Genomic DNA, 24,815 nt, shown 5'->3' on the forward strand with positions numbered 1-24,815 from the left:
GGTCGCAGCACAGCCGGGCACGCAGCAGCGCCTGCGTGCGCACGCTGTCGCGCAGCGATCGGACCGCCGGAATCCGTACCGATCCTCCCGAAGGCCGATGGCGGGTTTCCGTAAGAAAGCAGGTCGCCGCACGCCTGGTCGAAGTGGTGAGCGGCCAGACATTCGCGACCTACCTGCGCGCACACGTTTTCACGCCGCTCGGCATGAACTCCAGTACAACCGTCGAGCGCGAGCGCGACCTGCCCCCCAGCGCCCGCGGCCACCTGCTCGTCCTCGGCAAGGCCGTCGCCCTGCCGGAGCCGCCCGGCTTCGGCAACGGCTCCGGCGGTGTCCTCAGCACCGCCGGCGACATGGCCCGGTGGCTGATCGCACAGAACAACGGCATCCTGACCCCCTCAAGCGTGCGGCAGATGCGCACCCCCTCCCAGGCGAACAAGGAGTACGCCCTCGGCTGGACCCTCGGCGAAACCCCGCACGGCACTTCCTTCGTCGAACACGGCGGCGACCTGTTCACCTCCACCGCCGACCAGTTGCTGATGCCGGGATCCGGGTACGGCGTCGCCGTCATGGCGAACACCGGGATGACCTACGCCGACGCCGGAGCCCTCATGGACGGCCTGGTCGCCCTGATCGAGGGGGACACCCCGAAGATCCCCTCCGCGCCGCAGTACCTCCTCATCGACGGCCTGTTCCTGCTGCTGACCCTGGCGACCATCGGGCCGGCGGTGCGCGGTGCGATCCGCTCCCGGCGCTGGGCGGCCCGCCGTACCGGATGGCAGCGGTTACGGCTGCTGCCCTACCTGGCGCCGCTCGCGCTGTGCCTGTCGGTCGCCCCGATCTTCCGTGTGCTGGCCCGCGGCGGCGACATCATGTGGATCCAGGTGGTCTACCTCTATCCGACATTCATGATCTGGCTGGTGACGGCCGCGGTCGCCTGCACAGCGGTGGTGGCGACGCGGCTGGGCCGGGTCCTGCTTCACTCACGTTATTGGCGGGCGGAGGTCAGGGGCAGACCTTCCTGAATGACTCGTCGGACATGCCCGCCATGTAGTGCCGCCACTCCTCCTCGGTGAGCGAGCGGCCCGCGACGGCGCAGATCGCCGCGGAAGGGGCCGAAGGCAGCGGGATGTTCCACAGCCGGACAGTGCCGTCGTCACTCGTGGTGGCGAGGGTGCTCCCGCCGGGACCGAATGCCACATCCCGCACGGAGGCGGTGTGCCCGAGCAGGGGGTCGCCGATCTGGCGTCGGGTGTCGACGTCCCAGAGCCGAACGGTGCCGTCGTCGCCCCCGGTGACAAGGGTCCTCCCGTCGGGGCTGAACGTCACCGCGTCGACGCCGCCGGTGTGCCCGAGCAGGGGGGTGCCGAAGGGCCGGCCGGTGGCCACGGTCCACAGCCGGACGACGCCGGCGTCGCCCGCCGTGGGATCCACGCCGGAGGTGGCGAGGATCTTCCCGTCGGGGCTGAACGCCACCGCGTAGGAGGAGTCGGATTCGTCGTCGAGCGACGGGCCTGCCTGACGGCCGGTGGCGGTGTCCCACAGTCGTGTGACGCCGTCGTTGCCGGCGGTGGCCAGGATCCTTCCGTCGGGGCTGAAGACGACGGCGTTGATGCCGTCGTCGCTCGGAATGATCATGGTGCCGTCCGGGGCGTCCGCCGAAACGCCGTCGGCCCCGTGAGCGGTGATGGGGGCGGTGAGGGGACGGCGGGTGCCGGCGTCCCACAGCTGGATGGTGTTGTCCTGGGCGGTGGCGAGGATTCTCTCGTCGGGACTCAAGGCCACTTTCCCCGGAGTGCCGCTCAGCTCGAAGAGGGGCGCGCCGTGGGGGTGACGGGTTGCGGTGTCCCAGATCCGGAGGACGTCGCCTTCGACGGTGACGAGCGTCTTTCCGCCGGAGCCGAAGGCCACCGCGTACATCGCCTCACCCAGGCCGGTCATGGGTGCGCCGACCTGCCGGCGAGTGCCGGTGTCCCAGAGCCGGACGGCGCCGTCCCCCGTGGTGGCGAGGGTCTTGCCGTCGGGGCTGAACATCACGCCGAGCGGGGCCTGGGCCCGTTCGACCAGGGGCCGGCCGATCTGGCGGTAGGCGGTGAGATCCCACAGCCTCGCGGTACCGTCGCCGCTCGTGGTGGCGAGGGTCCTTCCGCCGCGGATGAAGTTCATCGTGGTGACGCTGTCGGTGTGGCCGGTGAGGGTCACGCCGACCCGGCGGCCGGTGGCCGTGTCCCAGAGCCGGACGGCCTTGTCCCTGCCCGAGACCGCGAGGGTCCTCCCGTCCGGGCTGAACGCCAGCGTGTGGACGCGGCCGCTGCCCACGGCGATGGGGGCGCCGATCCGCCGGCGGGTGACGGCGTCCCAGAGGCGGACGGTGTCGTCCTCCTTGGCGTTGTCGCGGACGGTGGCGATGGTCCTCCCGTCCGGGCTGAACGCCGACAGGCCCGGGGCGCCGCCCTCGATGGCGGCGAGCGCGGTGATCTGGCGGCGAGTGGTGTCCCAGAGGCGAACGGTGTCGCTGTGCGGGGGAGCGGCGGCCTTGCCGAAGCCGGACGGCACCTCACGAAACGCCTCGGGTCGCCCGGCGGTGGAGGCGTCGATCCGGCGGCCGGTGGACACCTCCCAGAACCCGATCGCGGAGTCCACGGTCTCGACGGCGATGGCTCTGCCGTCGGGGCTGAAGGCGATGGTCAGGATTCGGCCGTCGGGATCGGTGACGGTGGGGTTCGGGATGATCGGGGCGCCCACCGGGCGTCGGTTCACGGTGTCCCAGAGCCGTACGGAGTGGTCCTGGCTCACGGTGGCGAAGGTCTTCCCGTCGGGGCTGAACCTCATCTCCCGGATCGGATGGGTGTGACCGGTGAGGGGCCTGCCGATCCGGCGGCGCGTGGCGGTGTCCCAGAGGTGGACGGCGTTGCCGGTTCCCGCGGTGGCGAGGATTTTTCCGTCCGGGCTGAACGCCGCCGCGTCCGACTCCTTGCCGTGAGTGGGGAAGACGCTCCGCACGGAGGTGGCCAGGGCGTCGACCATGCCGTAGCGGGCCTCGGCCGTGGGGAAGAGGTTCCAGGCCGTGGCGGCCAGCAGTCCCGACACCAGGGCGTCGGTGTCACCGGCACGGTCGCTTTGCACCATCGTCAGTCGGGACAGGGCTTCCCGCCGGTTGGCCTCCGTATCGATGTAGCTGATCAGGACGACGGCCAGGGCGGCTGCCAGGAAGACAGAGAGGACCCCGATGGCGATTGTGCGCCGCCTGGTGGCTCGAGCGGCCACGCCGGCGGCGCGGGCGGACGCGGCGAGGAATTCGTCGGCGATCGCCTCGACGGGGGGATAGCGGTCCGGGTCGGCCTCCCAGCCGGTGCGGGCCTGCCGGATGTCTTCCACCCGGCTGCCGCTGTACAGCAGGGAATGGCTACGCTGCTTGAGACGCCAGTCTTCGGCATCCCCGTTGAGCTGCCCGATCTGGATGCGGGCGTCCTGGTCGTGCCGGAGCCACTCGTGGAGCCGCGGCCAGGCCTGGAGCAGCACGTCGTGGGAGATCTCAGCGACGTCCTCGTGCAGGACGATGAGACGCCTGGTCGTGAAGGCCTCCAGAACCGTGTCGACGTCGGCGCTCTCGCCGGTGGAGGTGTCGCCGCGCAGCTCGCTCAGGGCCAGGGGCCGCCGGGCGTACTGGCCGTCGGCCAGCACCACGGTCATCCGCTGAAAGAGCCTCCGGGTGATTTCCCTTCGCGTCCGGTCGAGGCTTTCGTAAGCGGCGTCGGCGCTGGCCTGAACCGCGTGGGTGACCCCGCCGCCGGCACCGTAGCCGCGCAGGGTGAGCCGGTTGCCCTCCCGGTTGTTCCAGGTGGCCAGCATCGCCTGAGAGAGCAGCGGCAGCGCTCCCACTCCCACCCGGGAGTCGCGGCCCACCCCCTGCTGGGAGCGCAGGTCACCCAGGACGACGTCGACGAACCCCTCGTCGAGAGTCAGGCCCGCCCGGTGCGCCGGTCCGACGATCGCCTGCCTGAGCTCGGGCTCACCCATCGGCCACACCCTGAACAACCCGGTCCGCAGCACCTCGCAAAGGATCTCGTAGTCGGCGCAGCGGTCCGAGAAATCCCCACGCATCCCCAGCACGATCAGCGCGGCCGGTTGCCCGCCGGGCCCGGCGGGGGTCTCAGCCGCCGCGCGCAACACCGACAGGAACGTCTCGACGTGGCCGTCCGGGCCGGGGCCGGACGGGGCGAGAGTGAAGATCTCCTCGAACTGATCGACGACCAGCACCACCCGTCCCGGAGTGTCCGCGGCGGCCGGTCGGCCATGCCTCTCGGCATGCCTCAGCGCAGCCTGGCGGAAGAGCCGGTGCGCCTGGTCCGGGGCGCCGGCCAGAGCCTCCTCCGCGGTGAGCGAGGTGGTCCCGGCCAGAGCGGCCAGGTGGACGGAGAGCTCGGTCAGCGGGGCGCCGTTCGGAGTGATGACCAGCTGGGGCCAGTGCTCGGAGTCGGGCTTTCCGGGCAGCAGTCCCCTGGCCAGGCGAGGCAGCAGCCCGGCGCGGAGCAACGAGGTCTTACCCGCCCCCGACGCTCCGGTGACCATCAGCATGCCCGGCCGGTCCAGCCGCCCGGAGAGCTCGGCGAGCAGTTCCCCGATCAGCTGTTCCCGGCCGTGGAAGACTTCGGCGTCACCCTGCTGAAACGGCCGCAGTCCCCGGTAGGGGCCGTCGCCCGTCCAGGGCGTCGCCGGCGTCGCGCCCGTTGGATCCGCTTCGCCGCCGGGCGAGCGGGCGGTGTCCGGAAGAGGTTCGCGCAGCCGTACTATCTGCACCTGCAGCTGGTTCAGCGCCTCCTGATGACTCCGATACTCCGCGTTTTGGCGCAGGACGATCCGCTCCAACCGCACGAGGGTCTGGTCGACACCGCGTACCAGCTTGTTGAGCTCGGCGAATTCGTCGCTCAGGCCGGAGAACACCTGGGTGACGAGAAGGGTGAACCGGTCGTTTTGCCGTTCGTCCATCTCCTCCACGAGCGTGCCCAGGGCGTTGATCCCAAGCAGCACGGCAGCGATCTCCCGGCGCAGTTCGGCGGCCTGCGTGCCGCCGACATCCAGCGCCCGCTCGATCCGCTCGGCGAGTTCTTCCCGGACCGTCCCGGCGGTCGGAGGGGTTTCGCCGGTGCCGCGCCCTCGCCAGGAGTCGGTGCCCCTCATGATCAGCTCGCTGAGGATGTTGGTCCCCACCCCGGCGAGTGCGGTCAGCCCGGCTGCGGTCGCGGCCATGGCCGCTCCGCCCGGTACGGCGGCGGTCGCCGCCAGGGCCACCGGGGTCAGCGCGCTGGCGCTCAGCCCGGCCAGCAACACGGCGGGAGTGAACCGTCCCACCGTGAGCACTCCCCGGTGCGCCTGGTGGGCGGCGAGTCGCAATCCGTCGGTCTTGGTCTGGACCTCGTGTGCGGCGAGCCGGGCCCACAGTCTGACCTCCTCGCGCATCTCGCCCACAAGACCTGCATGGAGGTCCGCCTCCGTTTCGGACGGCTCGTCGCCGCTCTTCACCATTTTTGAAATCCTCGCCCGAGTTCATGGAACGCAGCACAAACGCAGCAGAACGGAGCTATTACACAACATCATTTGATGTCATGACCGGCCGCTGACGGATGGGAGGATCAGGCGCCGCGAGCCGGTGCAACAGATCGTGCTGGAGCCAGACGGCTGTGGAGCAGGTACGACGTCGCGGCGAACACGATGCTTGCCGGGGCTGGCTGATTGAGCAGCACACCCTGAGGACTCAACGCCACCTCGATCAAGCGACCGACAACGCGGTCAGGCTGAAAGATCTCGAGGTGATCGACTACACCGAGGAGGACTTCGCCGAGACGGTCCGCGACGTCGACCTGGTCATCGACAGCATCGGTGGCGACTACGGGGCGCGTTCCCTGAGGACGCTGCGGGACGGCGGCATCCTTGTCCGGCTCACGTCGAAACCTGACGAGGACCTCCTTCGGCAGGCGGGGGAGCGCGGCATCTGGGCAGGCTGCGTCCTCGTCGAGCCGGACAACGCCGCGCCGGCGACGATCGCCGAGCCGGCGACCGGTCGCGTCCGGCTTGGCCGGCTCGGCTTCGACCGCTCCGCGGCGAACAGGCGCCCTCCTCCCGAACGTGTCCCCGGCTGCCGACGGGAAATCCGGATGCGGAGGATCGGCGGGGTGGTGTGTGATGGAGGGATGACGATCAAGACAGATAGGCCGGGGGCGGACGGGCTCGGCGACGTGGTGCGGGTGCTGGGGGAGTGGCAGCACGACGGCGGGCTCGTGCAGTTGCATCCGGGGGATGTGGGGTGGTTCTGGCGGTTCGGTGCGGAGCCGACGGCGGAGGCTACGCGGACCTGGAGTCGGGCTGGGGAGGTTCTGGCAGTCGGGCTGCTGGATGGTGCGGATTTGCTGCGGTTGGCGTTCGCGCCGCAGGCGTTGCAGGACGAGGAGCTGGCGCGGCAGGTGGTCGAGGACGTGTCGGCGCCTGAGCGCGGTGTGCTGCTCGAGGGCAAGGCGTACGTCGAGGCGCCGATGGGTGCGCTGGTCCAGGACCTGTTGCTCAGGGGCGGCTGGGAGAGTGGCGAGCCGTGGACACCACTTCGGCGTGACCTCGGCGCGCCTGTGCCGGATCCCGGCGTTCGCGTCGAGGTGATCGGGCCGGAACAGGCGCACGAGTGGGCCGCGGTCCTGCGGGCGTCGTTCGACGGGTCGACGTTCACCGACGAGCGCTGGCACGCGATGGCGGCAGGTGCGCCGTATGCCGACGCGCGGTGCCTGGTCGTCCGCAATGAGCAGGGCGAGGCGGTGGCGGCCGTGGCGGTGTGGTCGGCGGGTGAAGGCAAGCCCGGGCTGATCGAGCCGATGGGCGTGCACCGGGCACACCGCCGTCACGGTTACGGCAAAGCGATCACGGTCGCCGCGGCGCGCGCACTCCAGGAGCTGGGTTCGTCCAGCGTGGACGTGTGCACGCCGAGCTCCAACGTCGGAGCCGTCGCCACCTACCGGTCGGCCGGCCTCGAGCGGTTGCCCGAGAGACGAGACCTGTACCGCAGCGCTTCCTGAGGTTTTCGGTGTGGACCCGGTGCCGGGCCTCGCCGGTTGTCGCAGGTGGGCGAGGTTCGAAGAGGGCGTCAAGGTCGCCGGCGGCCTCGATGGCGTACAGGGCGGCGGCGAGGCGGCGCACCGCAGCGAGCCCATCAGGAGTGCCGGACCAATGGCGGACCAACGCCTCGGGTCCGACAGCCCGGACGACCGAACGCAGGACGGCGCCGACCAGGACGGCCGAGTCGCTTGTCCTACCTGGGCGCTCAAGAGCCGCGACCCAGGGCTCCATGATGCGGCCGGCTCGGGCCGGCCGGCCCGATGGCCACCTTCTCGGCTCGTACCGCATCGCCACCACCCCCGAGCCGAACTCCAGCCGGCTCACGAGCTTCAAGTCGACATGCTTCGACAGTCCAGCACCCGGCCTTTCAGCCGGGTCTGTCGGTTCGCGGTTCACCGGCCGGGCAACCCCGAAGCCTCCCCGCGCGGACACGGCACGCCCCGCCGCGCTCGAACAAACACCTGCCCCGCTTGGCTATCGCGAGACACCTCAGCCCTACCGAGCCGAACCCACACACCACGAGGAAACACCAGAAGTTCCTCCTCCCCGCCCTGAAGGACGAGGCATCCGCCCCAGATGTCCGGTGACGGCATGCCGGCCATGCCTCGACGAAGGGCGCCGCTGGTTTGACCTTGACGCTGCGTCAACTTCTACCATCGGGACCATGTCGATCACTGTTCTTGACACCCACTCCGCCATGAGGCGGATCCTGCTGGCCCCGCTCGCGGACCGCGCTGACCTGCTGCGTTCGATGCTGGAGCCCAACAAGGGCATGTACCGCTACCACCCCGGCGAGGTCGACCTGGTGGCCGTACATCTTGAAACGTCCGGGTTCCCCATCGACCGCGACGAGGAGCGTTGCCTCGAAGCGCTCGAAACCCTGGCGGCGGCCGGGGCCTGGGAGCGGATGCAACGCGCGCTCGACGACGCTCTCGCCGTACTGCTGGAGGCGACGCCGGGGCTGGAGGTCCCGGACATCACCGTGCTGTTCGTGCTCGGCGATCCGGGTGACGAGCACTTCATGGGTCCCTGCACAGGATTGACCGGGTTCGGCGGCATCTCGGGCCACATCGCCATCACGTTCTGGCCCTTCCCCGAGAACGTGGAGCGGCTGGAGGCCACCGTCGTGCACGAACTCAACCACAACCTGCGGTTCGGCCCGGGCGGGGTCGTGTGGGACCCGATGACCGTCACGGTCGGCGAGCACATCGTCTCCGAGGGCCTGGCCGACGCCTTCGCCCGGCAGCTCTACGGTGACGAGTTGGGCCCCGCCCGCATCGGCGTGCCGCACCTGTACGACGACGAGGTCTTCGGCAAGGTGCTCACCGGGCTCGACGTGACAGGCATGCAGAACTTCACCGCCTGGGTGCACGGCGACCCCAGCGCCGAGCGCTTCGGCCTCACCCCGGTGGGACTGCCGATGGGCGCCGGGTACGCCGCGGGCAACCGGCTGGTCGACACCTACCTGGCGGCGACCGGGCAGACGGCGGCGCAGGCCCTGCACGCCGAAAGCTCGGAGATCATCGCTGCCACGCTCCGCCGCGGGGTGACACTGTAGGGATGGAGTGGACGATCCAGGAACTCGCGGCGAGGGCCGGCATCAGCAGCCGTACTCTGCGTCACTACGACCGCTTCGGACTCCTGGCCCCGTCCCGGGTCGGCGAGAGCGGGTACCGCTACTACAACGCCACCGCGATCGCCCGGCTACAGCGGATCCTGTTCATGCGCCGGCTCGGCATGGGCTTGCCGGCCATCGCCGAGGTCCTGGCCGACGAGGTTGACACGTGCGACGGGCTGCGCGTCCACATCGCCGCGCTGGAGGAGGAACGGGACCGCATCGAACGGCAGATCCGGTCTGTGCGTCACACGCTCGAGGCCCTGCAGGCGGGGGCGGAACCGCGGATGGACGTCATGTTGGCGGGGTTCAACGACCTCTACAAGGACGAGGTGATCTCACGCTGGGGCGAGCGCGCCTTCCACGTGAGCAACGACTGGTGGCACGGCAAGACCCTTGACCAGCAGCGGGCCTGGAAGCAGGCCACCGAAGACCTCGTCGCCGCATGGGTCGCCGCGGCGAAGGCCGGGGTTTCTCCGACATCGGAACACGCTCGGTCACTGGCTGCCCGGCACGTCCAGTGGCTGAGCCAGATCCCGGGTACCCCCATGGCCGAGGGCGACCGGGAACGCTCGATCGAGATGGTGAAATGCCTGGGGGACATGTACGTCGACGATCCCCGTTTCACCGGCATGTACGACGACGCCGCGGGGGCGACGTTCGTCCGTGACGCACTGCAAGCGTACGCGCGGACCCGCATGTAGCTCGCGTGTGGTTCACGGAAATGACCGGTTCCGCGAGGCCGGAGCCCGTGTGCTTGGCGGTCGCGTTCACCGGCCGGCTCGGCACGTACGCAGGTGAGCCGCGAACCCGCGTGACCGGATTCGAATCCCTGGCCACCGGGACAGCGGTCTCTGGTCCCGGGACAGCGGTACGGCCGATGGTGGGGGTGGCCGCGGATCGCGGCCGGAAGCCTCAACAGCGGGAGGACGTCGTGGTGTCGTCGAAGTGGCGGGTGGCGGCGGGGATCATCGCCCTGATGGGCGGCTCGGTCGGGCAGTTGCTGTATTTCGTCGTGGTGCCGGTGCCGGTCTCGTCGGGTGCCACGAGTGACCAGGTGGCCGCGGCCGCCGGACAGGGGGCGGCGATGCAGGCCGTTCTCTGGCTGGACCTGCTCATTCTGCTGCTGATCCCGGCGGCGCTCTACGTCGGCGAGGTCGCCGGGGCGCGCCGGTCGAGGCTCGCCGCCGTCGGCACCGCTGTGACGTTCGTAACCGCCCTGGGCGCCGGATATCTCCTGGCCGGAGACGTCCTGATCTACCTGGCGTCGGTGGCGGATGATCGGGCGGGCGCGGTGGCCATGGTGTCGGCCTACCAGTCCCACGGGGTTGTGGTCTTCGCGCTCGTCACGTCCGTCGTCGGGAACATGATCGGATTCGTTCTGCTGGGCATCGCGCTGGTCCGGGCCCGCTCGATACCGGTGTGGGCGGGTGCCGCGGTGGCCGCGGCCGCGGTCTTGGAGGTCGCCGGCCATGCCTCCGGCATCGGTGGCGTGGCGATCTTCGCCTATATTCTGCGGATCGCGGGTTTCGCGGCCTGCGCGGTCGCCCTGGTCCGGCTTCGCCGGGACGGCGCCGTGCCCCGGCCGCCGGAAGTACAGATCGCGGTGTGACCGGGTGCCCGCGAGCGGGGGGAGGCCGAGGCCGTGGGCAAGGAGAGGAAGTCCTTACCGGCGGGCAGGGCGTTGGGGGACAATTCGTTCACGATGAGAGCACATCCAGCGGAAGTCGTGACGCGGGCCGCGGTCGGGGTGGCGGTAGGGCTGACGGTCGCGTGCACGACGGTCGGAGTGGTCCACTACACCACGTTGTGGTCGGTGCTGCTGCCGGCGGTCGCCGTCGCTTTTCTGTCGGTGCCGGTGGTCGGGGCCGCCATGGTGCGCTCCGACCGGCGCAACGCGGTGGGGTGGATCCTGGTGGCCGCCGGCGTCGGCCTGCCGCTGGCGTGCACCGGTTACCTGCTCGCCGAGGCCGCCTACGTCGGGGGTGCCGACATACCGGGTGCCGAGTGGGCGGGATGGTGGGACGGCTGGCCGTGGGTGTTCGCCGTGGGACTGGTGCCCACGGTCGGCCTGCTGCTCTTTCCCGACGGACGGCTTCCCTCGCCTCGCTGGCGCCCGGTGCTGTGGGTGTGCGTGGTCCAGATGACGGCGTTGCTGCTGGGGTTGCTGTTCTCCCCGGCCCTGCTCGACTTCCCCGACCAGGCCAACCCGACCGCGTTGCCGGGCGTGTGGGGTTCGGTGGCGGAGGGACTCGGCGGCGCCGTCGCCCTCACCGCACCGTTGTCCACCCTGGCGGCCTGGTCGGTGCGGCGGCGCCTCAGCCGCACCCGTGAGGCGGACCAGGCCCGCGCGCTCGCCCTGGTGGCCCCCGCCGCGTGGCTGATCGCGGCGTCGTGGTGGGGCTGCCTCGTCATCGCCGTCTGGGGAGAGGCGACCATCACCGCGCTGCCCGCCGAGGTGTTCGGGATGCTCGCGCTCGCGGTGACCTCATGGGTCGCGATCCGCAGGTACGGGCTGTTCGACGGTCGTCAGGTGCTCAACCGGACCCTGGTGTACGGGCTGCTGACCACGCTGGTCATCGCGGTCTACCTCGCCGTGGCCGCCGCCGTCCGGGTGCTGGCCTCCGACGCGGTGAGCGGGGCGGTCGCGGTCGCCGCCGCCGTACTGATCGCTCTCCCGCTGCGCGACGTGCTGCAGCGTACGGCCAACCGGTTGGTGTACGGCTATCGCGACGATCCGTACGGCGCGCTGGTGCGGCTCGGTCGTCGCCTTGAGGCCGCCGCGGCGGCCGACCAGGTGCTGCCCGGCGTCGCCCGCACGGTGCGGGAAGCCCTGCGGCTGCCCTACGTCGCCGTCCGGGTCGGCGTCGCGACCGTGGCCGAGGCCGGCCGCCCGGCGAGCGGCGCGTGCGAGGAGTTCCCGCTCGTGTTCGCGGGCGAGACGATCGGTGAGCTGGTCGCACAGGTGCGTGACGAGGGCCCCTTCACGGTGTCGGAGCGCGGGCTGCTCACCGGGATCGCCGGTCAGGTCGCCGCGGCCGGGCACGCCGTGTCGCTCACCGAAGACCTGCTGCGCTCGCGCGAACGCCTCGTGGGCGCGGCGGAGGAGGAACGGCGGCGACTGCGCCGTGACCTGCACGACGGGCTTGGCCCGACGCTGGCGGGAGTGGTCCTGGGACTCCACCGCGCACGGCGCCACCTGCTCACCGACGCCGCCGCGGCCGCCGGGCAGATGGACACGCTGACCGATCAGATGCAACAGGCCGTCGCCGACGTACGCCGGCTGGTGTACGGCCTGCGCCCACCGGCACTGGACGAACTGGGGCTCGTCGGCGCGCTGAACGAGCAGGCGCGTTCGCTCGGCATCATCGTGGTCGAGGGACCCGCCCGCCAGCCGGCACTGCCCGCGGCGGTCGAGGTCGCGGCGTACCGGATCGCCATGGAGGCGATGACGAACACGATCCGTCATGCGCGGGCGAGCCACGGCACCGTACGGGTCGTCATCGACGACGCGTTACGCCTGGAGATCTCCGACAACGGAACGGGGCTCCCGGACGGCTACCGCGCCGGAGTCGGCATCACCTCGATGCGCGAACGCGCCGCGGAGCTGAGCGGGACGTGCGTCATCGAGCCCCGTGCGCCGCACGGAACCCTGGTCCGCGCCGTCATCCCGCTGGAGAGCACATGAACGACCCCCTGCCCATCCGCGTCGTGGTGGCCGACGACCACCCGGTGTTCCGTTCGGGACTGCGGACGCTGGTCCAGGAGAGCCCGCTGCTGGAGTATCTCGGTGAGGCCTCCGGCGGGGAGCAGGTCATCGCGTTGTGCCGGGAGCGGGAACCCGACGTCGTCCTCATGGACATCCGAATGCCGGGGGTCGGCGGCATCGAAGCGACCCGCCAGATCATCGCCGGACAGCCGGCCGTGGGCGTCCTCATGCTCACCATGCTCGAGGACGACACCTCGATGTTCGCGGCGCTGCGTGCGGGAGCGCGGGGGTACGTGCTCAAAGGTGCCGCGCCCGACGAGATCATCCGTGCCATCACCGCGGTAGCCGCGGGAGAGGCACTGTTCGGCGCCGCGGTGGCCACGAGAATCGCCTCGTTCCTCCAGCCCGACCTGCGCGGCAGGGATCACCCCTTCCCCGCCCTGTCATCCCGCGAACGCGACATCCTCGACCTCCTGGCGGCGGGCAGGTCCAACGCCGCGATCGCCGCACGGCTGGCGTTGAGCGAGAAGACCGTACGCAACAACGTCTCCAACATCTTCGCGAAACTCCAGGTCGCCGACAGACCCGACGCCATCGTCAAGGCGCGCGAAGCCGGTCTGGGCTCGCCGGACTGACGCGGCGAGGTCTTCCAGCCCGCCCGGCTGCTCGACCGCGCGTTCCCGCGCTACATCGAGGACCGAGCGGCCCGTACCCTGGGCGGGTCTCTCTCCTCGCTCATACCGACGTCATCAGGGGTGCCGTTTTCATCGTGACGGTGCAGGTCACGGCAGGGGCCCACGGCCCGGGTCGCCGATCGGAAACCCTATTACCCCGGCAACCACAAGCGTCTCGGTGTGAACGTGCGGGTCATCTTAAAGATCAAGTTAGTCCTCGGGGTTCTGGCCGCGTGTTCCCGCTGTCGGGTTGTCGTTCCGCTGGTCGTCGGCGTTCCAGCTGGCCAGGAGGCGGATCGCGTCGGCTTCGGGGGTGCCGGGCTGGGGGACGTAGACGGTGAGGGTCTGGCTGGAGACGGCGTCGATGCGGAGGGTCTCGTAGGGCAGTGCGACCTCGCCGATGAGGGGGTGCCGGAAGGTCTTCGTGCCGGATCGGTGGATTCGTACGTCGTTGGTCGCCCAGCGCGTCCGGAATTCTGTGCTGCGGGTCGCGAGTTGCCCGATCAGTTCGGTCAGGTCGGGGTCGTCGGGGTGGCGGCCGGCCTCGATGCGCAGCATCGCCACGACGTCGGCTGTGATCCGGTCCCACTCGGGGAACAGGTCTCGGGCCCTGGGCTCGTCGAGGAACAGGAAGCGGGCGCTGTTCGGCTGTCCGGGCAGGTCGTACATCGGTGCGAGGAGCGCGCGCCCCAGTGTGTTGACCGCGAGGACGTCGAACCGGCCGTTGAAGACCATCGCGGGTAGGTGGTCCATCGAGTCGAGCAGCACCCGGATTCCGGGGGTGACCAGATCCTTCGCCGCGCCGCGGTTCCGTTTGCGGGCTGCGGGGGTCAGGGCGGCGAGCAGCCGGTCGAGGTGAGCGCGTTCGTCGTCGTCCAGACGCAGGACGTCGGCGACGGCGCCGACGACTCCGGCGGAGGGCCCGGTCGCCTGGCCGCGTTCGAGCCGCACGTAGTACTCCGGGCTGACCCCGGCGAGCAACGCGACCTCCTCCCTGCGCAGGCCTTTCACCCGACGGCGGGTGCCCTGAGGAGGAAGGCCGGCGTCGGTTGGGGTGACCAGGGCGCGGCGGGTGGTGAGGAACTCGCGAACCGCCGCCCGCGCGGCCTCCTTCTCATCCATGAGATCGAGGGTACGCCCGGCCCACGTCCCGGAAGGGGTCTCTGTGAGTACCCCTTTTCGCAGGGCCTGTCGGGATGTGGCGAACCGATGTTGGCTGGACGTCGGCGAGATCGAGATCGACGACCGGATACCGCGAACGCCGACCCTCGCCACTTACCTCCGATGCACCCTCCTTCGACACTCTCGACGAGAAACGAGTTCTCCGATGCGACACGCCATGCTTGGGAGCCTGCGGGTTTCCCGGATCGGTCTGGGTGCCATGTCCATGGCCGGCACTCTCCTGTCCGGCGGCGGCCTGGACGACGCCGAATCCATCCGCGCCATCCATCGCGCGCTCGACCTCGGCGTCACCCACATCGACACCGCCGAAAGCTACGGTCCGTACCACAGCGAGGAGATCGTCGGTCAGGCGCTGCAGGATCGGCGCGACCAGGTCGTCGTCGCCACGAAGTTCGGCATCCTGTCCCATGCCGGGGATGGAACCGGCCTGTTCGACAGCAGTCCGGCCAACATCCGCACCGCCGTCGAGGGCTCCCTGCGGCGCCTTCGCACCGACCGGATCGATCTCTACTACCAGCACAGGGTCGACCCGAGCACCCCCATCGAGGAGACCATCGGCACCGTGGCCGAGCTGGTCGCCGAGGGCAAGGTCCTGCGCATCGGCCTGTCCGAGGCCTCGCCGGACACGATTCGCCGCGCCCACGCCGTGCACCCGATCGCCGCGTTGCAGACCGAATACTCCCTGTGGACCCGCGACGTCGAGACCGAGCTGCTGCCCCTGCTCCGCGAGCTGGGCATCGGCCTCGTCCCTTACGCGCCACTCGGGCACGGGTTCCTGACCGGCCGGATCCGCACACCGGAGGAGATCCCCGACGGTGACTGGCGCAAGACCAATCCGCGCTTCATTGGCGAGGCCTTCTCCCAGAACCTGCAGCTCGTGGAGGAAGTACGGAACATCGCCGCCGAGGTCGGTGCCGCCCCGGCACAGATCGCGCTGGCCTGGCTGGTGGCCCAGGGCGAGGACATCGCCCCGATCCCCGGCAGCCGGCGGGTCGCTCGCGTCGAGGAGAACACCGCCGCCGACGGCGTCATCCTGACCGCCGACCAGTTGCAGCGGCTCGACAACATCACGCCGGCCACCGGCGCCCGACACGACGACTTCAACGAGTCCACGATCGACCGCTGAACCCAGCATCGACGAGTGTGCCGCAACCAGCCCGAACACCAGGCCCTACCGGGACTCTCGACGCAAGAGAGCCTTCGCCTCAGAGGAGAAACGCCATGTCCACAGCTACATCACTGACCGAGCAGAACCGCGCGATCGTCGAAGCCATGTTCGCGGCGGCGAACAACGGCGACGTCGAGGGAGTCTTCTCCTATCTGTCCGAGGACGTCGCGGTCATCGAGCCGGTGTTCCTGCCCTTCGGGAAGGCCTACCACGGCAAGGACGAATTCCTCGGCCTCGCCCAGGTCTTGCCGAACTACCTCGACGTCTCCAAGATCACGGTGCACTACACCATCGCCGACGGCGACCGCGTCGCGGCGTGCGTCGGCATCACGGACGTCGCGACCGGAGAGCTGACCCACTTCATCGAACAATTCACCGTCAAGGACGGCAAGATCGTCGAGAATCGGCTGTTCTACCACAACGCCGGCACCTTGATCGACCAGCCCAAGGTCGTGTAGCGCACACTCAAACCCGCTGATCACCTCCGGCGTCTCCTCTCGGAGGCCGGGTCGTGGAGCAGCCGGGCGAACGTGGCGAGCCCGGCCCCGGCGGGCAGCTCGGCGAACCGGTCCGCCGGCCGGCCGACGGCAGGAGAAGATCGCCTGGCCGGTCGCAACCGGTGGTCGCGTTTCTGGCGGGTCAGCCGGCAAGGATGGTGGCCAGATCGGGCGGTATCGGCATGGGCTCGGTCAGCCCGACGCGGGCGCGGCCGGTGTTGCCCTCGGGGTAGCGGCCCAATGCGGAGCCGGGCGCGGCCACGACGATTCGCACCACCTGGCCGAACGCCTCACGCCGGTCGCGCTGGGCTACGGCGAGGGCGAACATGGCGACGTGGTTGCGGGTGTGCGGCCAGGGCCAGGGCTGAGACAGGATGTGTGCCCGCTCCAGGTGCCGCCAGCGTGCCTGAGGGTCGGCGGTGACGCGGGCGGCGCGCATCTCAGCGTGGTAGGCGGACCGAACGGGGGTGGGCATCCGGCGGCGGGTCATCGGGCATCCTTTCGGGCGGGCAGCAGGCGTCGGCGCACGCCGCGGAGGCCGAAACAGGAGTGCCGGCGGCGAGCGGGTTCGGGGCACAACAGGCGTCGCCGCGCCAGGCCTCGCGGCCTTCCTTGACCGCGACCGCGGCGATGACCAGGGCGGCGATCGGGTCGGCCCAGGACCAGCCGAAGGCGCTGTTGAGCGCGAGGCCGACCAGCAGCACGGCCGACAGGTAGGTGCACAGCAGGGTTTGCTTGGAGTCGGCCACCGCGCTGGCGGAGCCGAGCTCGCGGCCCGCGCGCCGCTGTGCGTACGACAGGAACGGCATGATCAGCAAGGACAGTGCGGCCAGCACGAGTCCGGGGGTGGAGTGCTCGGCCTCACCGCTGCCGGTCAGGGCACGGACGGCGTCGACGGTGACGTAGGCGGCCAGCGCGAAGAACGAAATCGCGATGATCCGCAGTGCGGTCTTCTCCCGCTTTTCGTGATCGTTGCCGGAGAACTGCCAGGCCACCGCGGCGGCCGAGGCGACCTCCACGATGGAGTCCAGGCCGAAACCGATCAGCGCGGTCGAGGAGGCAAGGGTGCCGGCGGTGATGGCCACCGCCGCCTCGACCACGTTGTAGGTGATGGTCGCGGCCACCAGAAGCCGGATCCGGCGTCGCAGTGAGGCGCGTCGGGCGGGAGCCAGGTTCGGCAGGTTCAGCGCGGTCACGACACCGGTCTCCTTCCGGTCGCCGGCTCGAGGCTTTCCTCGCCGGCGTCGCTGCCGTAGGTGGGGCAGAGCGCGACCGCGTGACCGGTGGCGGCCAGCAGTTGCTCGGCGGAGGCCAGCAGATCCATCAGCTCGGGATGGGTCAGGGCGTAAAACGACTGGCGGCCCTCGGCGCGATAGTCGACCAGCCCGCAGTCACGCAGGCAGGCCAGATGCTTGGAGACGGTGGACTGGGCCAGGGCGAGCTCGCCGGTCAGATCCACCACCCGGGCCTCGCCGCGCGCCAGGCGCTGCACGATCCGCAGCCGGGTCTCGTCGGCCAATGAGTGAAACAGCGCGGCCGCCGGGGTGATGCCCGCGGCGATCTCGGCGCTCACACACCGACCACCCTCACTATCAATCGTCATATGGCGATGTTAGCCCGAATGGGGGATGCTTTGGCAAGGGGTGCAGGAAACCGGCGTGCGTTAAGATCGCGCTCTGATGGTTCAGACGCTCCAGCGCGTGATCCCTGAATCCCCGGGCAAGCCGGTGCCCGAGGGCGCCGCCGCCCTGCAGGAGCTCGTGGCTTGTCTCTGAACGTTGACCCGGTAATTGATCTCGAGTGGTGAACCCGTCAGGCTGTCTGCCTTCGCAACTTCGGGAGGTGGTCGTGGCTCGTCGACCGGATGTGTTCGTCCGGCCCTTGTCGATGGAAGAGGGCCGCAAGCTGCAGCGCATCACCCGGACCGCCAAGGATCCGGTCAAGCTGCGCCGGGCGATCGTGGTGATGACGTCCGGTCAGGGCCAGAGTGTGCCGGACATCACCTCGTTGATGCAGGTCGGCGAGGACTATGTGCGCGATGTCATCCACGCTTTCAACGAGCGGGGGTTCGATGCGCTGAACCCAAAATGGAGCGGGGGCCGTCCACCGGCGATCAGCCTGAGGTGCGTGAGCACATCTGCCTGATCGCCAAGACGGTCCCCGCCGAATGGGGCATCACCGGTCACTCCACCTGGAGTCTGCGTACCCTGGCCGAACATCTGGTCCAGCGTGGCGTGGTGGCCGCGATCAGCCGCCAGCACCTGTCGCGGATCCTGCGGGCCGGGAAGGTGACCTGGCAGACGACCACCACCTGGAAGACCTCCAACGACCCGCAGTTCATCGCCAAGATGCAGCGCGTGCTGGAGTTATACGACCAGCGGCCCGCCGATGGGCGGGTGATCTGCGCCGATGAGTTCGGGCCGCTGAATCTGATGCCCCGCAAAGGCAAACGCCGGCGGCCGGCCGGAAGCCCGGCCCGGCTGCGAGCGACCTACCACCGCTATCAAGGGGTCATGCACATGATCTCCGCGCTGGATCTGGCCACCGGCAAGCTCTACTACCGCATCCGTAAGCGCAAGCGTTGGCGGGAGTTTCTGTCCTTCCTGAAGACCCTTCGCACCCGCTGGCCCGGCGAGAAGCTGTATGTGATCATGGACAACTATTCGCCGCACAAGCATCCCCAGGTCCGCTCCTGGGCCGCTGAGCACGACGTCGAGCTGGTGTTCCTGCCCACATACGGCTCGTGGCCGAACTGGATCGAGTCCGAGTTCGCCGCCCTGCGCTACTACGCCCTCAACGGCACCGACCACCGCACCCATGACGAGCAGAACACGGCGATCGGCGGCTACGTCCGCTGGCTCAACACTCGCGCCCAGCCGAAGACCAGCTTCGCCGCCAGCTCACCCATCCGAAGCTGGACCAGTTACCCGGCCAAGGTTGCGTGACGGACCACTAGCCCCGTTTCGGCGGCGCTTGCTTCTGGTTGCGCTTCCCATCGTCCGCGCGCTCGCGCCGGTAGCTCCGCAGCGCGATCCGCGCGGCCTTTGTCAGGGGGCCCTTGTGCCCGGCGTCCGATACGGCCTTACCGTGTGCCGTTCCTGTCGCGCAGCCAGCGCTCGAATTCGACGGCCACGATGCGCTCGTCATGCACGCCGGCCGCGGCGTCGGACGCCAGCCAGACGATGGGCGGGCCCATCACCGCAGGCTCCAAGAACCCTTGTCCTTCGCGCGCGGCGTCGAGGGGCACCATCCCCGTGACGGTCGCGCCGCCGGGCAGCAGCAGGTTGACGGTGACGCCCGTGTCCCGCAGGTCGGCGGCCATGATCCGAGACAGCGCCTCGCTGCCGGCACGCGACGGCCCGTAGGGGACGAACCCGGCTCGGTGCATGGTCGAATGGTTCACCGAGATGTTGACGATGCGGCCGCCGCCGGCGGCCAGCATCCGTGGCGTGACCTCGCGCGCCACCAGGAAGTAGCCGGTCAGATTGGTCTCGATCACCGCACGGAAGCCGCCGACTGGCACCTCCCAGAAGCTCTGCGGGTGCGTCATGAAGCGCGGGTTGACCGTGCGCATGCCGATCCCGGCGTTGTTCACCAGCATGTCGATGCCGTCGAGTTGCGACCATGCCTGGTCGACCGCCCTGGCCACCGACGACTCGTCTCGCACGTCCAGCTCGATGCCGACCGCTCCTGGCAGTTCGGCGGCGACCGAGCTCGCCCGCCGACCGGATCGACCGGTCAGCGCGACCGTCGCTCCCGCCGTGGCCAGGGCGAAGGCCATGGCGAGTCCTAGTCCGCTCGTCCCGCCGGTCACCAGCACCTTCATCGGGATACCCCCATCTCTTGAACGGCCCGCCCGCGCATGCCGGCGGTGGTCTTTGTCAGCTTTGGAGCACTCATGACTGTGACGTTAGGATTTAGAGCATGCTCGAAGTCAATCGGCGCCCCGAATCCGGGCCCGCTCACTCCGATCCCCAGATGGGCCTGAGCATCGCCGAGGCCGCCCGCCGTACCGGGGTCAGCGCGCACACCCTGCGCTACTACGAACGCGCCGGCCTGGTCGTCACCACCGTCGACCGCACCGTCGGCGGCTGGCGGCGCTACCACCAGTTCGACCTCGACTGGATCGTCGTCTGCACCAAGTTGCGGGCCACCGGCATGCCGATCAAGACCATCCGACGCTATGCCCAGCTCGTATCCGCCGGGTACGGCAACGAGCAGGAACGGCTTGCCCTCATGGAGGCCCACCGCGCCGACGTGACCGCCAAGCTCGCTGAGATACAGGAAAACCTCAAGCTCATCGACCACAAGATCAACGTCTATCGAGGCCGGCTCGCCGCCGGCGACGCCGACCAGCTATGGGCACCCAACCGCCGAGCGGGTGCCCGCTGAGCAATCTCCAAGGTAGGGACGGGACCTGGTCGTGGCGACTTATCGGCAAGGCGATGGGCGTGACCGGTCAGGCGATCGGCAAGTGGGCGCGCCGACACAGCTGCCGGTCGAGGGGATCTAACTCGCCGAGGCCGAGGCCGAGGCCGTCCATCGGCAATCAGTGAGCAGGCGCGTGCGCGCATCTGCCTGATCTCCCGGACGGTCCCTGCCGAGTGGGGCATCACCGGCCACTCCACTTGGAGCCTGCGCACTCTGGCCGAGCACCTCATCGCCCGGGGCGTGGTCACCTCGATCAGCCGCCGGCACCTGTCGCGGATCCTGCGCGCAGGCAAGGTGACCTGGCAGAGCACCACCACCTCGAAGGCCTCCAACGACCCGCAGTTCATTCGCCAAGATGCAGCAGAACGCGGCAATCGGTGCCTACATCCGGTGGCGCAACGCCCGCGCGCAACCGAAGACCAGCTTCGCCGCCAGCTCAACCATCCGAAGCTGGACCAACCAATTACCCGGCCAAGGTTGCGTGACAGGCCACTCGCCCGCCAGATCGCCCTCGACGCCGACGCCTGGACCTCTGAGCCGGCCGCCGTGATGACGACCCTGTTCGATCAGCTGGCACCGACCTGGGATGCCGAGCACGCCACCAACCGCCTGGACGCCCTGACTGATGCACTGGAGCGCGGCGGTACCCTGCCCACCGGGATCTGTCTGGAGGTCGGGTCCGGCACCGGCCGGCACACTGCTGCCCTGGCCGGTGCGTTCGAGAAGGTGATCGCCATTGATCTGGCCTGGCAAATGGCGTCGAAGCAAGCCGTCATGAGCTCCGTGTCCCTGCGGAACGTTCCGCGTATCGTCGCAGGGCGAGGTGGGTCGACTGTCGTCGGCGTGGTCGTCGGGCGGGTCGGCAACCGCGCTCCCGGCGGAACCTTCTGACGGTTCGCTCTGAGGCGAGCTTCGCGCCGGCGGTGCAGGGCGGCCCCCACGACCGCCAGGGAGTCACCGGGCAACGGAGTTGAGCAGATGGCGGCGTTGCTGCTCGGTCAACTCGCCGATGCGGCGGCCGGCGTCGATCCCGCCCGCCGCCAGCAGGTTGGCGATCTCAGCGGCGCCGTGGCCGGGCAGGGCGCGCAGCAGCCACCCGATTCGGGCGTTTTTCGTGGTGGCGTCGGTGCGGGCCAACACCTCGGCCACGCTCATCCGGCCGGCGGCCACCGCCGCGCGCAGCTGGGCCCGGGTCAGTGGGGCCTGCACCGAGGCCTGCGCTGAGATCCGCGCCTGCGGGGCCGCCGGCCGGAGAAGGGGTACGGCGGCGGGCGCGGCAGGTACCGCCCGGTCGGCGGCATGGTGCGTCCGTTCGGTTCGCGGGTGCTCTTCACCCAGCGCGCCGTGCGTGGTGACCAGGAGAACTCCCGCGACGGCGGCAACGCATGCGGCGACGGTCAGCTGGCGTTTGGACAGCCGACCACCGGGTTGACTGGCGGCGGCGAGCCTGAGACCGACGACCGCGGTGCGCAGCAGCACACCGGTGACCAGGCCGAGCAGGATCGGCACGATCTGATCAGGCAACGGAGCGATGGTGGCGATCAGAACGCCGGCGGCCGGACTCACGCAGGAGACCACCAGCCACGGAGCCAGACGTTGCTTGGCCATGTCCAGCAGCGCGGCCAGGGCCAGCCCTTCGCCGGCCGAGTGGACCATGAGGGCGATGACGACCACGACGGAGGCGGTCAGCGCCAGGGTCGCGCCCTCGATCGCCCGGTGCAGGGTGAGGGCGGCCGCGGTGCCCATGCCGCCGAACAGAGCGGCATCGACGACTTCCCTGACGCGGCGGTGCAGGCCGGGCGCATGCCGGCCGCCGGCCGGCTTGGATCCCTCCTGTCCATGTCCATGCCCGCAGCCTTTGCGGGTGAAGTAAGTGATCACAAGGAAGCCGAATGCGATGGCCAGCCCGACACCCCACAGGGGCACCCCTGTTTCGGCCGCGTCTCGCCAGGCGTCGGGCAGCAGGTCGGCCAGGGCGGTGATCAGCATCATCGCCGAGGCGATCGCCAGCCACATCGTCACCCTGGTGGAGTTGCGCCGGGCCAGCCACGCCCCGGCGAGCGTGGACAGCGACACCAGGAGCACCGCGACCCAGGCGCCGGCGCCTGGGGAGGCTCCCTCCAATGCCGGCCCCAGCATCTGCGTTCCAGTGGCTGGCAGCATGTTTCACCACCTTTTGTCGGGGTTCATCGCAGAAGAGTTTTGAAACGGCCCTCGGAGCGTTCAGTCGTCTTCGAGGTCGGGGCCGTCCGCAGGTGCGCACGCCTGCGGTCCGGCCGGTTGCTGGGTCGGTGGTGTCGGCGCCGGATGTCGGCCGGTGGCCGAGTGCGCGCCCGCCGGGTGGCCGGTGGCCATCGGCCGTGGTGGTGACGGCGGCCTCGGCACCGCGTCACCGAAGGCAACGGGTTCGCCGAGGGTGGTGAATTCATCGAGCAGTTTCTGCAGCTGGCTGACTTGTGCCTGCAGGCTGTGCTGGAGCCGGTGGTTGTGGTCGGCGATGAAGGCGTTGAACTCCTCAACTTGGCGTTCCAGCTCTTCTCGGCAGGCAGCGTGGCTGACCTGCGGCGAAACGGCGGCACGGTCGTGGGCTTGCGCCAGGATCGCCTGGGCTTGCTGATCGGCGGCGGCGAGCACTCGCTCGGCGCTGTCTTGGGCCATCGCCATGATCCGGGCCGCGCTTTCCTGTGCCGGCTGTGCATGTTCGCCGGCGATCGCCTGGGCGCGCAGCTCCGCGTTTTCCTGCATGAGCAGGGTGAAGGCGGCTTCGACCTGGTCCAGGAAGGTGTCCACTTCGGCCAGGTCGTAGCCTTCGCGCAGGCGGACCACGGTGAACACCTGGTTACGTATGGCGGCGGGACTCAACCGGCTTACGCCGGCGGAAAATCCTGCGCCGAGCGGGAGGGCGAGAGGGATGTCGATCGCATCGGCGCGGACGCCGTGTCCGTCGTGCATGACCTTTCACTGAACCTTTCACCATGATTTCCCGGGGCATGGCCGAGACTCGCAAAAACAGAAATCGGCGTCGCCTGACCGTCGCGTCCGGTGTGCTGAACGAAGGGAAAACACGGTCTTCGTGATTTTGGATTCGAATGTCGGCCGCTGCTTCCGAGTTCGTCACACCTGCGAAGCAGCGGCCTTTATCCTTTGTCGGACGCACGCTTTCCGTTGCCTGCTCGCTCGCCTTCCGCACTCGTTGATCAGGGGGCCGGCGATGCTTGAAAGCGTGGCGGGGGCGGTGGTTCTAGGCGGCGGTGGGCGGGTCTTCCTCGCTGGTCTCGCGGGTACTGTCCGGCTGGGTCTCCTCGTGCGCGTGATCTGCGCAGTGGTCGTCGGCAGGGGTGCTTTCCTCACGCGGAGAACGCTGGTGGCCGATGTGTTCCATGACAACCTCCGATTGATTCATATCCGGTGGTGGTACGGTTTTTGCATCCTGGTTGCCGGTCGGGAAACATGGCGACCCTCAAAGGGCGGTTAATCCGGCGGCTTATGCGAGGCCGATGGTTTTCACGTGGGATTTTTCAGCACAATTGACAGCTGGATGGACCTTCTCCGGGTGGATGGAAGTTTTGTTGAGCTGCCAGGCCATGCGGCACGCCATGCGACCGGCTCAGCGCAGGTGGTCCAGCCGTGCGATGTCAGGTGGATGCGGGATGGTGCGGGTGGTACGGGCGCCGTCACGACCGGCAGGTTCCTTGGGCTCCGCCCAGGTGGGTGGAGGTTCGGCCGGCGCGGACGACGGTCGGGTCCGGCGTGGCGTCGCGCATCGGCGCCGAACACCGTGCCACTGCCGCGACGGCGGGCAGGCGGATGATCTCGGCCAGTGTGAGAACCGTCAGCAACACGATCATCAGCGCCTCTCCTCGCAGGATGCGGGGCGCACCGTGCGTCCGGGACGTGCCGTCCCCAGCTGATGGGCGTCGCCGGGGGCGAAGGATGGAAGTCATGGCGTCTGCACCTGCTTCCGCTACTTGGTGATCTTGCGCAGGTAGTGCGCCGAGGCCCAGTCGTGTTTGTCGTCGGCGGCCTTGACCTTGATCCAGCCTTTAATCGGCGCGCGGGCGCGGGGGAGTCGGCCGTCGGCCACCCGCAGCCTGCCGATCTGGCGAAAACGCAGCCCGGCGCCGGATCGGACGTTGAGGAAGCCGGCGCGCCTCGCGTGAGTGAGCCGGTAGGCGCAGGTCGGTGCCGGCCGGCCGTCCAGGGTGACAGGACGAGTGGTCGCGTGGGCGGGCAGGGCGGTCAGGATGGGCCCGCTCGCGATGACACACGCGGTGACAGGGGTGGTGGTCTGCTTCGCGATCATCGCGATGTCTCCCTTCTGTCGGCATCGGGTTACCGGCGCGGGTCGGCGGCTCGGTCAAGCCAGGACGCCTGACCTGCGATGCTCACCAGCGGTAATGTCCTCATTACTGAATGATTAAACATCTGAACAACTGAACAG

Annotated in this window: 24 protein-coding genes; 13 read left to right on the forward strand and 11 right to left on the reverse strand. The window is 69.6% G+C overall.

All coding sequences use genetic code 11. The features are described from left to right. Positions 1-35: 35 nt before the first annotated feature. On the forward strand, positions 36-1,022 hold the full coding sequence (locus J2853_RS11025) for a serine hydrolase domain-containing protein (protein WP_307568650.1): 987 nt from the start codon (positions 36-38) through the stop codon (positions 1,020-1,022). Here J2853_RS11025 and J2853_RS11030 read toward each other — a convergent pair. Next, positions 1,003-5,523 carry a WD40 repeat domain-containing protein gene (locus tag J2853_RS11030; RefSeq protein WP_307556982.1) on the reverse strand — a complete coding sequence of 1,507 codons (4,521 nt, stop codon included), beginning with the start codon at positions 5,521-5,523 and terminating at the stop codon, positions 1,003-1,005. The two genes, J2853_RS11025 and J2853_RS11030, sit on opposite strands and share 20 nt — an antisense overlap. A gap of 284 nt (positions 5,524-5,807) precedes the next feature. On the opposite strand from J2853_RS11030, the gene J2853_RS11035 reads away from it, so the two are divergent. The 6 genes from J2853_RS11035 (at position 5,808) to J2853_RS11060 (ending at position 13,057) form a co-directional block, all read left to right on the forward strand. Further along, complete coding sequence (locus tag J2853_RS11035; protein ID WP_307556984.1) at positions 5,808-7,058, forward strand: GNAT family N-acetyltransferase; 1,251 nt, start codon at positions 5,808-5,810, stop codon at positions 7,056-7,058. A 704-nt stretch (positions 7,059-7,762) separates the two neighbouring features. Continuing rightward, positions 7,763-8,656 carry a DUF2268 domain-containing putative Zn-dependent protease gene (locus tag J2853_RS11040; RefSeq protein WP_307556986.1) on the forward strand — a complete coding sequence of 298 codons (894 nt, stop codon included), beginning with the start codon at positions 7,763-7,765 and terminating at the stop codon, positions 8,654-8,656. Between the two features lie 2 nt (positions 8,657-8,658). Then, complete coding sequence (locus tag J2853_RS11045; RefSeq protein WP_307556988.1) at positions 8,659-9,417, forward strand: MerR family transcriptional regulator; 759 nt, start codon at positions 8,659-8,661, stop codon at positions 9,415-9,417. A 110-nt stretch (positions 9,418-9,527) separates the two neighbouring features. After that, the gene (locus tag J2853_RS11050; protein ID WP_307556990.1) at positions 9,528-10,325 is read left to right on the forward strand and encodes a hypothetical protein; all 798 of its coding nucleotides are present in this window, start codon (positions 9,528-9,530) and stop codon (positions 10,323-10,325) included. A 93-nt stretch (positions 10,326-10,418) separates the two neighbouring features. After that, positions 10,419-12,401, forward strand: coding sequence for a sensor histidine kinase (locus J2853_RS11055; protein WP_307556992.1), 1,983 nt, complete (start codon positions 10,419-10,421; stop codon positions 12,399-12,401). Then, positions 12,398-13,057 carry a response regulator gene (locus tag J2853_RS11060; RefSeq protein ID WP_307556994.1) on the forward strand — a complete coding sequence of 220 codons (660 nt, stop codon included), beginning with the start codon at positions 12,398-12,400 and terminating at the stop codon, positions 13,055-13,057. The genes J2853_RS11055 and J2853_RS11060 overlap by 4 nt, the downstream gene beginning before the upstream one ends. 249 nt (positions 13,058-13,306) lie before the next feature. On the opposite strand, the gene J2853_RS11065 is transcribed toward J2853_RS11060, so the two are convergent. After that, positions 13,307-14,218 carry a helix-turn-helix transcriptional regulator gene (locus tag J2853_RS11065; RefSeq protein ID WP_307556996.1) on the reverse strand — a complete coding sequence of 304 codons (912 nt, stop codon included), beginning with the start codon at positions 14,216-14,218 and terminating at the stop codon, positions 13,307-13,309. A gap of 217 nt (positions 14,219-14,435) precedes the next feature. Here J2853_RS11065 and J2853_RS11070 point away from each other — a divergent pair, with 217 nt between their 5' ends. Beyond that, on the forward strand, positions 14,436-15,404 hold the full coding sequence (locus J2853_RS11070; protein ID WP_307568652.1) for an aldo/keto reductase: 969 nt from the start codon (positions 14,436-14,438) through the stop codon (positions 15,402-15,404). Between the two features lie 95 nt (positions 15,405-15,499). After that, positions 15,500-15,904 carry a nuclear transport factor 2 family protein gene (locus tag J2853_RS11075; RefSeq protein WP_307556998.1) on the forward strand — a complete coding sequence of 135 codons (405 nt, stop codon included), beginning with the start codon at positions 15,500-15,502 and terminating at the stop codon, positions 15,902-15,904. Positions 15,905-16,085: 181 nt separating this feature from the next. Here the strand turns inward: J2853_RS11075 and J2853_RS11080 are convergent, their stop codons facing one another. From J2853_RS11080 to J2853_RS11090, 3 genes are read right to left on the reverse strand one after another with little or no spacing between them, the layout of a single operon-like run. After that, entirely contained in the window at positions 16,086-16,433 is a 348-nt protein-coding gene (locus J2853_RS11080) for a DUF3703 domain-containing protein (RefSeq protein WP_307557000.1), read from the reverse strand. After that, positions 16,384-17,139 (reverse strand): cation efflux transmembrane domain-containing protein, encoded by a 756-nt coding sequence (locus tag J2853_RS11085; RefSeq protein WP_307557002.1) that lies wholly within the window; start codon positions 17,137-17,139, stop codon positions 16,384-16,386. The genes J2853_RS11080 and J2853_RS11085 overlap by 50 nt, the downstream gene beginning before the upstream one ends. After that, a complete protein-coding gene (locus J2853_RS11090; RefSeq protein ID WP_307557004.1) occupies positions 17,136-17,546 on the reverse strand; it encodes an ArsR/SmtB family transcription factor in 411 nt (136 codons plus the stop codon). The genes J2853_RS11085 and J2853_RS11090 overlap by 4 nt, the downstream gene beginning before the upstream one ends. 239 nt (positions 17,547-17,785) lie before the next feature. Between J2853_RS11090 and J2853_RS11095 the strand changes: the two genes are divergently transcribed. Further along, on the forward strand, positions 17,786-18,088 hold the full coding sequence (locus J2853_RS11095; protein ID WP_307557006.1) for a helix-turn-helix domain-containing protein: 303 nt from the start codon (positions 17,786-17,788) through the stop codon (positions 18,086-18,088). Then, positions 18,031-18,888 carry an IS630 family transposase gene (locus J2853_RS11100; protein WP_307557007.1) on the forward strand — a complete coding sequence of 286 codons (858 nt, stop codon included), beginning with the start codon at positions 18,031-18,033 and terminating at the stop codon, positions 18,886-18,888. The genes J2853_RS11095 and J2853_RS11100 overlap by 58 nt, the downstream gene beginning before the upstream one ends. Positions 18,889-19,025: 137 nt before the next feature. Here the strand turns inward: J2853_RS11100 and J2853_RS11105 are convergent, their stop codons facing one another. After that, a complete protein-coding gene (locus tag J2853_RS11105; protein WP_307557009.1) occupies positions 19,026-19,769 on the reverse strand; it encodes an SDR family NAD(P)-dependent oxidoreductase in 744 nt (247 codons plus the stop codon). A gap of 98 nt (positions 19,770-19,867) precedes the next feature. On the opposite strand from J2853_RS11105, the gene J2853_RS11110 reads away from it, so the two are divergent. Both J2853_RS11110 and J2853_RS11115 read left to right on the forward strand, forming a co-directional pair. Continuing rightward, on the forward strand, positions 19,868-20,335 hold the full coding sequence (locus J2853_RS11110) for a MerR family transcriptional regulator (protein WP_307557011.1): 468 nt from the start codon (positions 19,868-19,870) through the stop codon (positions 20,333-20,335). Between the two features lie 279 nt (positions 20,336-20,614). After that, the gene (locus tag J2853_RS11115; RefSeq protein WP_307557013.1) at positions 20,615-21,265 is read left to right on the forward strand and encodes a class I SAM-dependent methyltransferase; all 651 of its coding nucleotides are present in this window, start codon (positions 20,615-20,617) and stop codon (positions 21,263-21,265) included. Positions 21,266-21,328: 63 nt separating this feature from the next. On the opposite strand, the gene J2853_RS11120 is transcribed toward J2853_RS11115, so the two are convergent. From J2853_RS11120 to J2853_RS11140, 5 genes are all read right to left on the reverse strand, one after another. Beyond that, complete coding sequence (locus J2853_RS11120; protein WP_307557015.1) at positions 21,329-22,537, reverse strand: hypothetical protein; 1,209 nt, start codon at positions 22,535-22,537, stop codon at positions 21,329-21,331. A 60-nt stretch (positions 22,538-22,597) separates the two neighbouring features. Further along, positions 22,598-23,326: a DivIVA domain-containing protein gene (locus tag J2853_RS11125; protein WP_307557017.1), complete on the reverse strand. Its 729-nt coding sequence runs from the start codon at positions 23,324-23,326 to the stop codon at positions 22,598-22,600. 289 nt (positions 23,327-23,615) lie between these two features. Further along, positions 23,616-23,756: a hypothetical protein gene (locus J2853_RS11130; protein WP_307557019.1), complete on the reverse strand. Its 141-nt coding sequence runs from the start codon at positions 23,754-23,756 to the stop codon at positions 23,616-23,618. A gap of 292 nt (positions 23,757-24,048) precedes the next feature. Continuing rightward, complete coding sequence (locus J2853_RS11135) at positions 24,049-24,222, reverse strand: hypothetical protein (protein WP_307557021.1); 174 nt, start codon at positions 24,220-24,222, stop codon at positions 24,049-24,051. Between the two features lie 116 nt (positions 24,223-24,338). Then, positions 24,339-24,677, reverse strand: a complete 339-nt coding sequence (locus tag J2853_RS11140; RefSeq protein ID WP_307557023.1) for an SH3 domain-containing protein — start codon at positions 24,675-24,677, stop codon at positions 24,339-24,341. Between the last annotated feature and the right edge of the window lie 138 nt (positions 24,678-24,815).

The organism is Streptosporangium lutulentum (assembly GCF_030811455.1).
GTDB classification, from domain to species: Bacteria; Actinomycetota; Actinomycetes; order Streptosporangiales; family Streptosporangiaceae; genus Streptosporangium; species Streptosporangium lutulentum.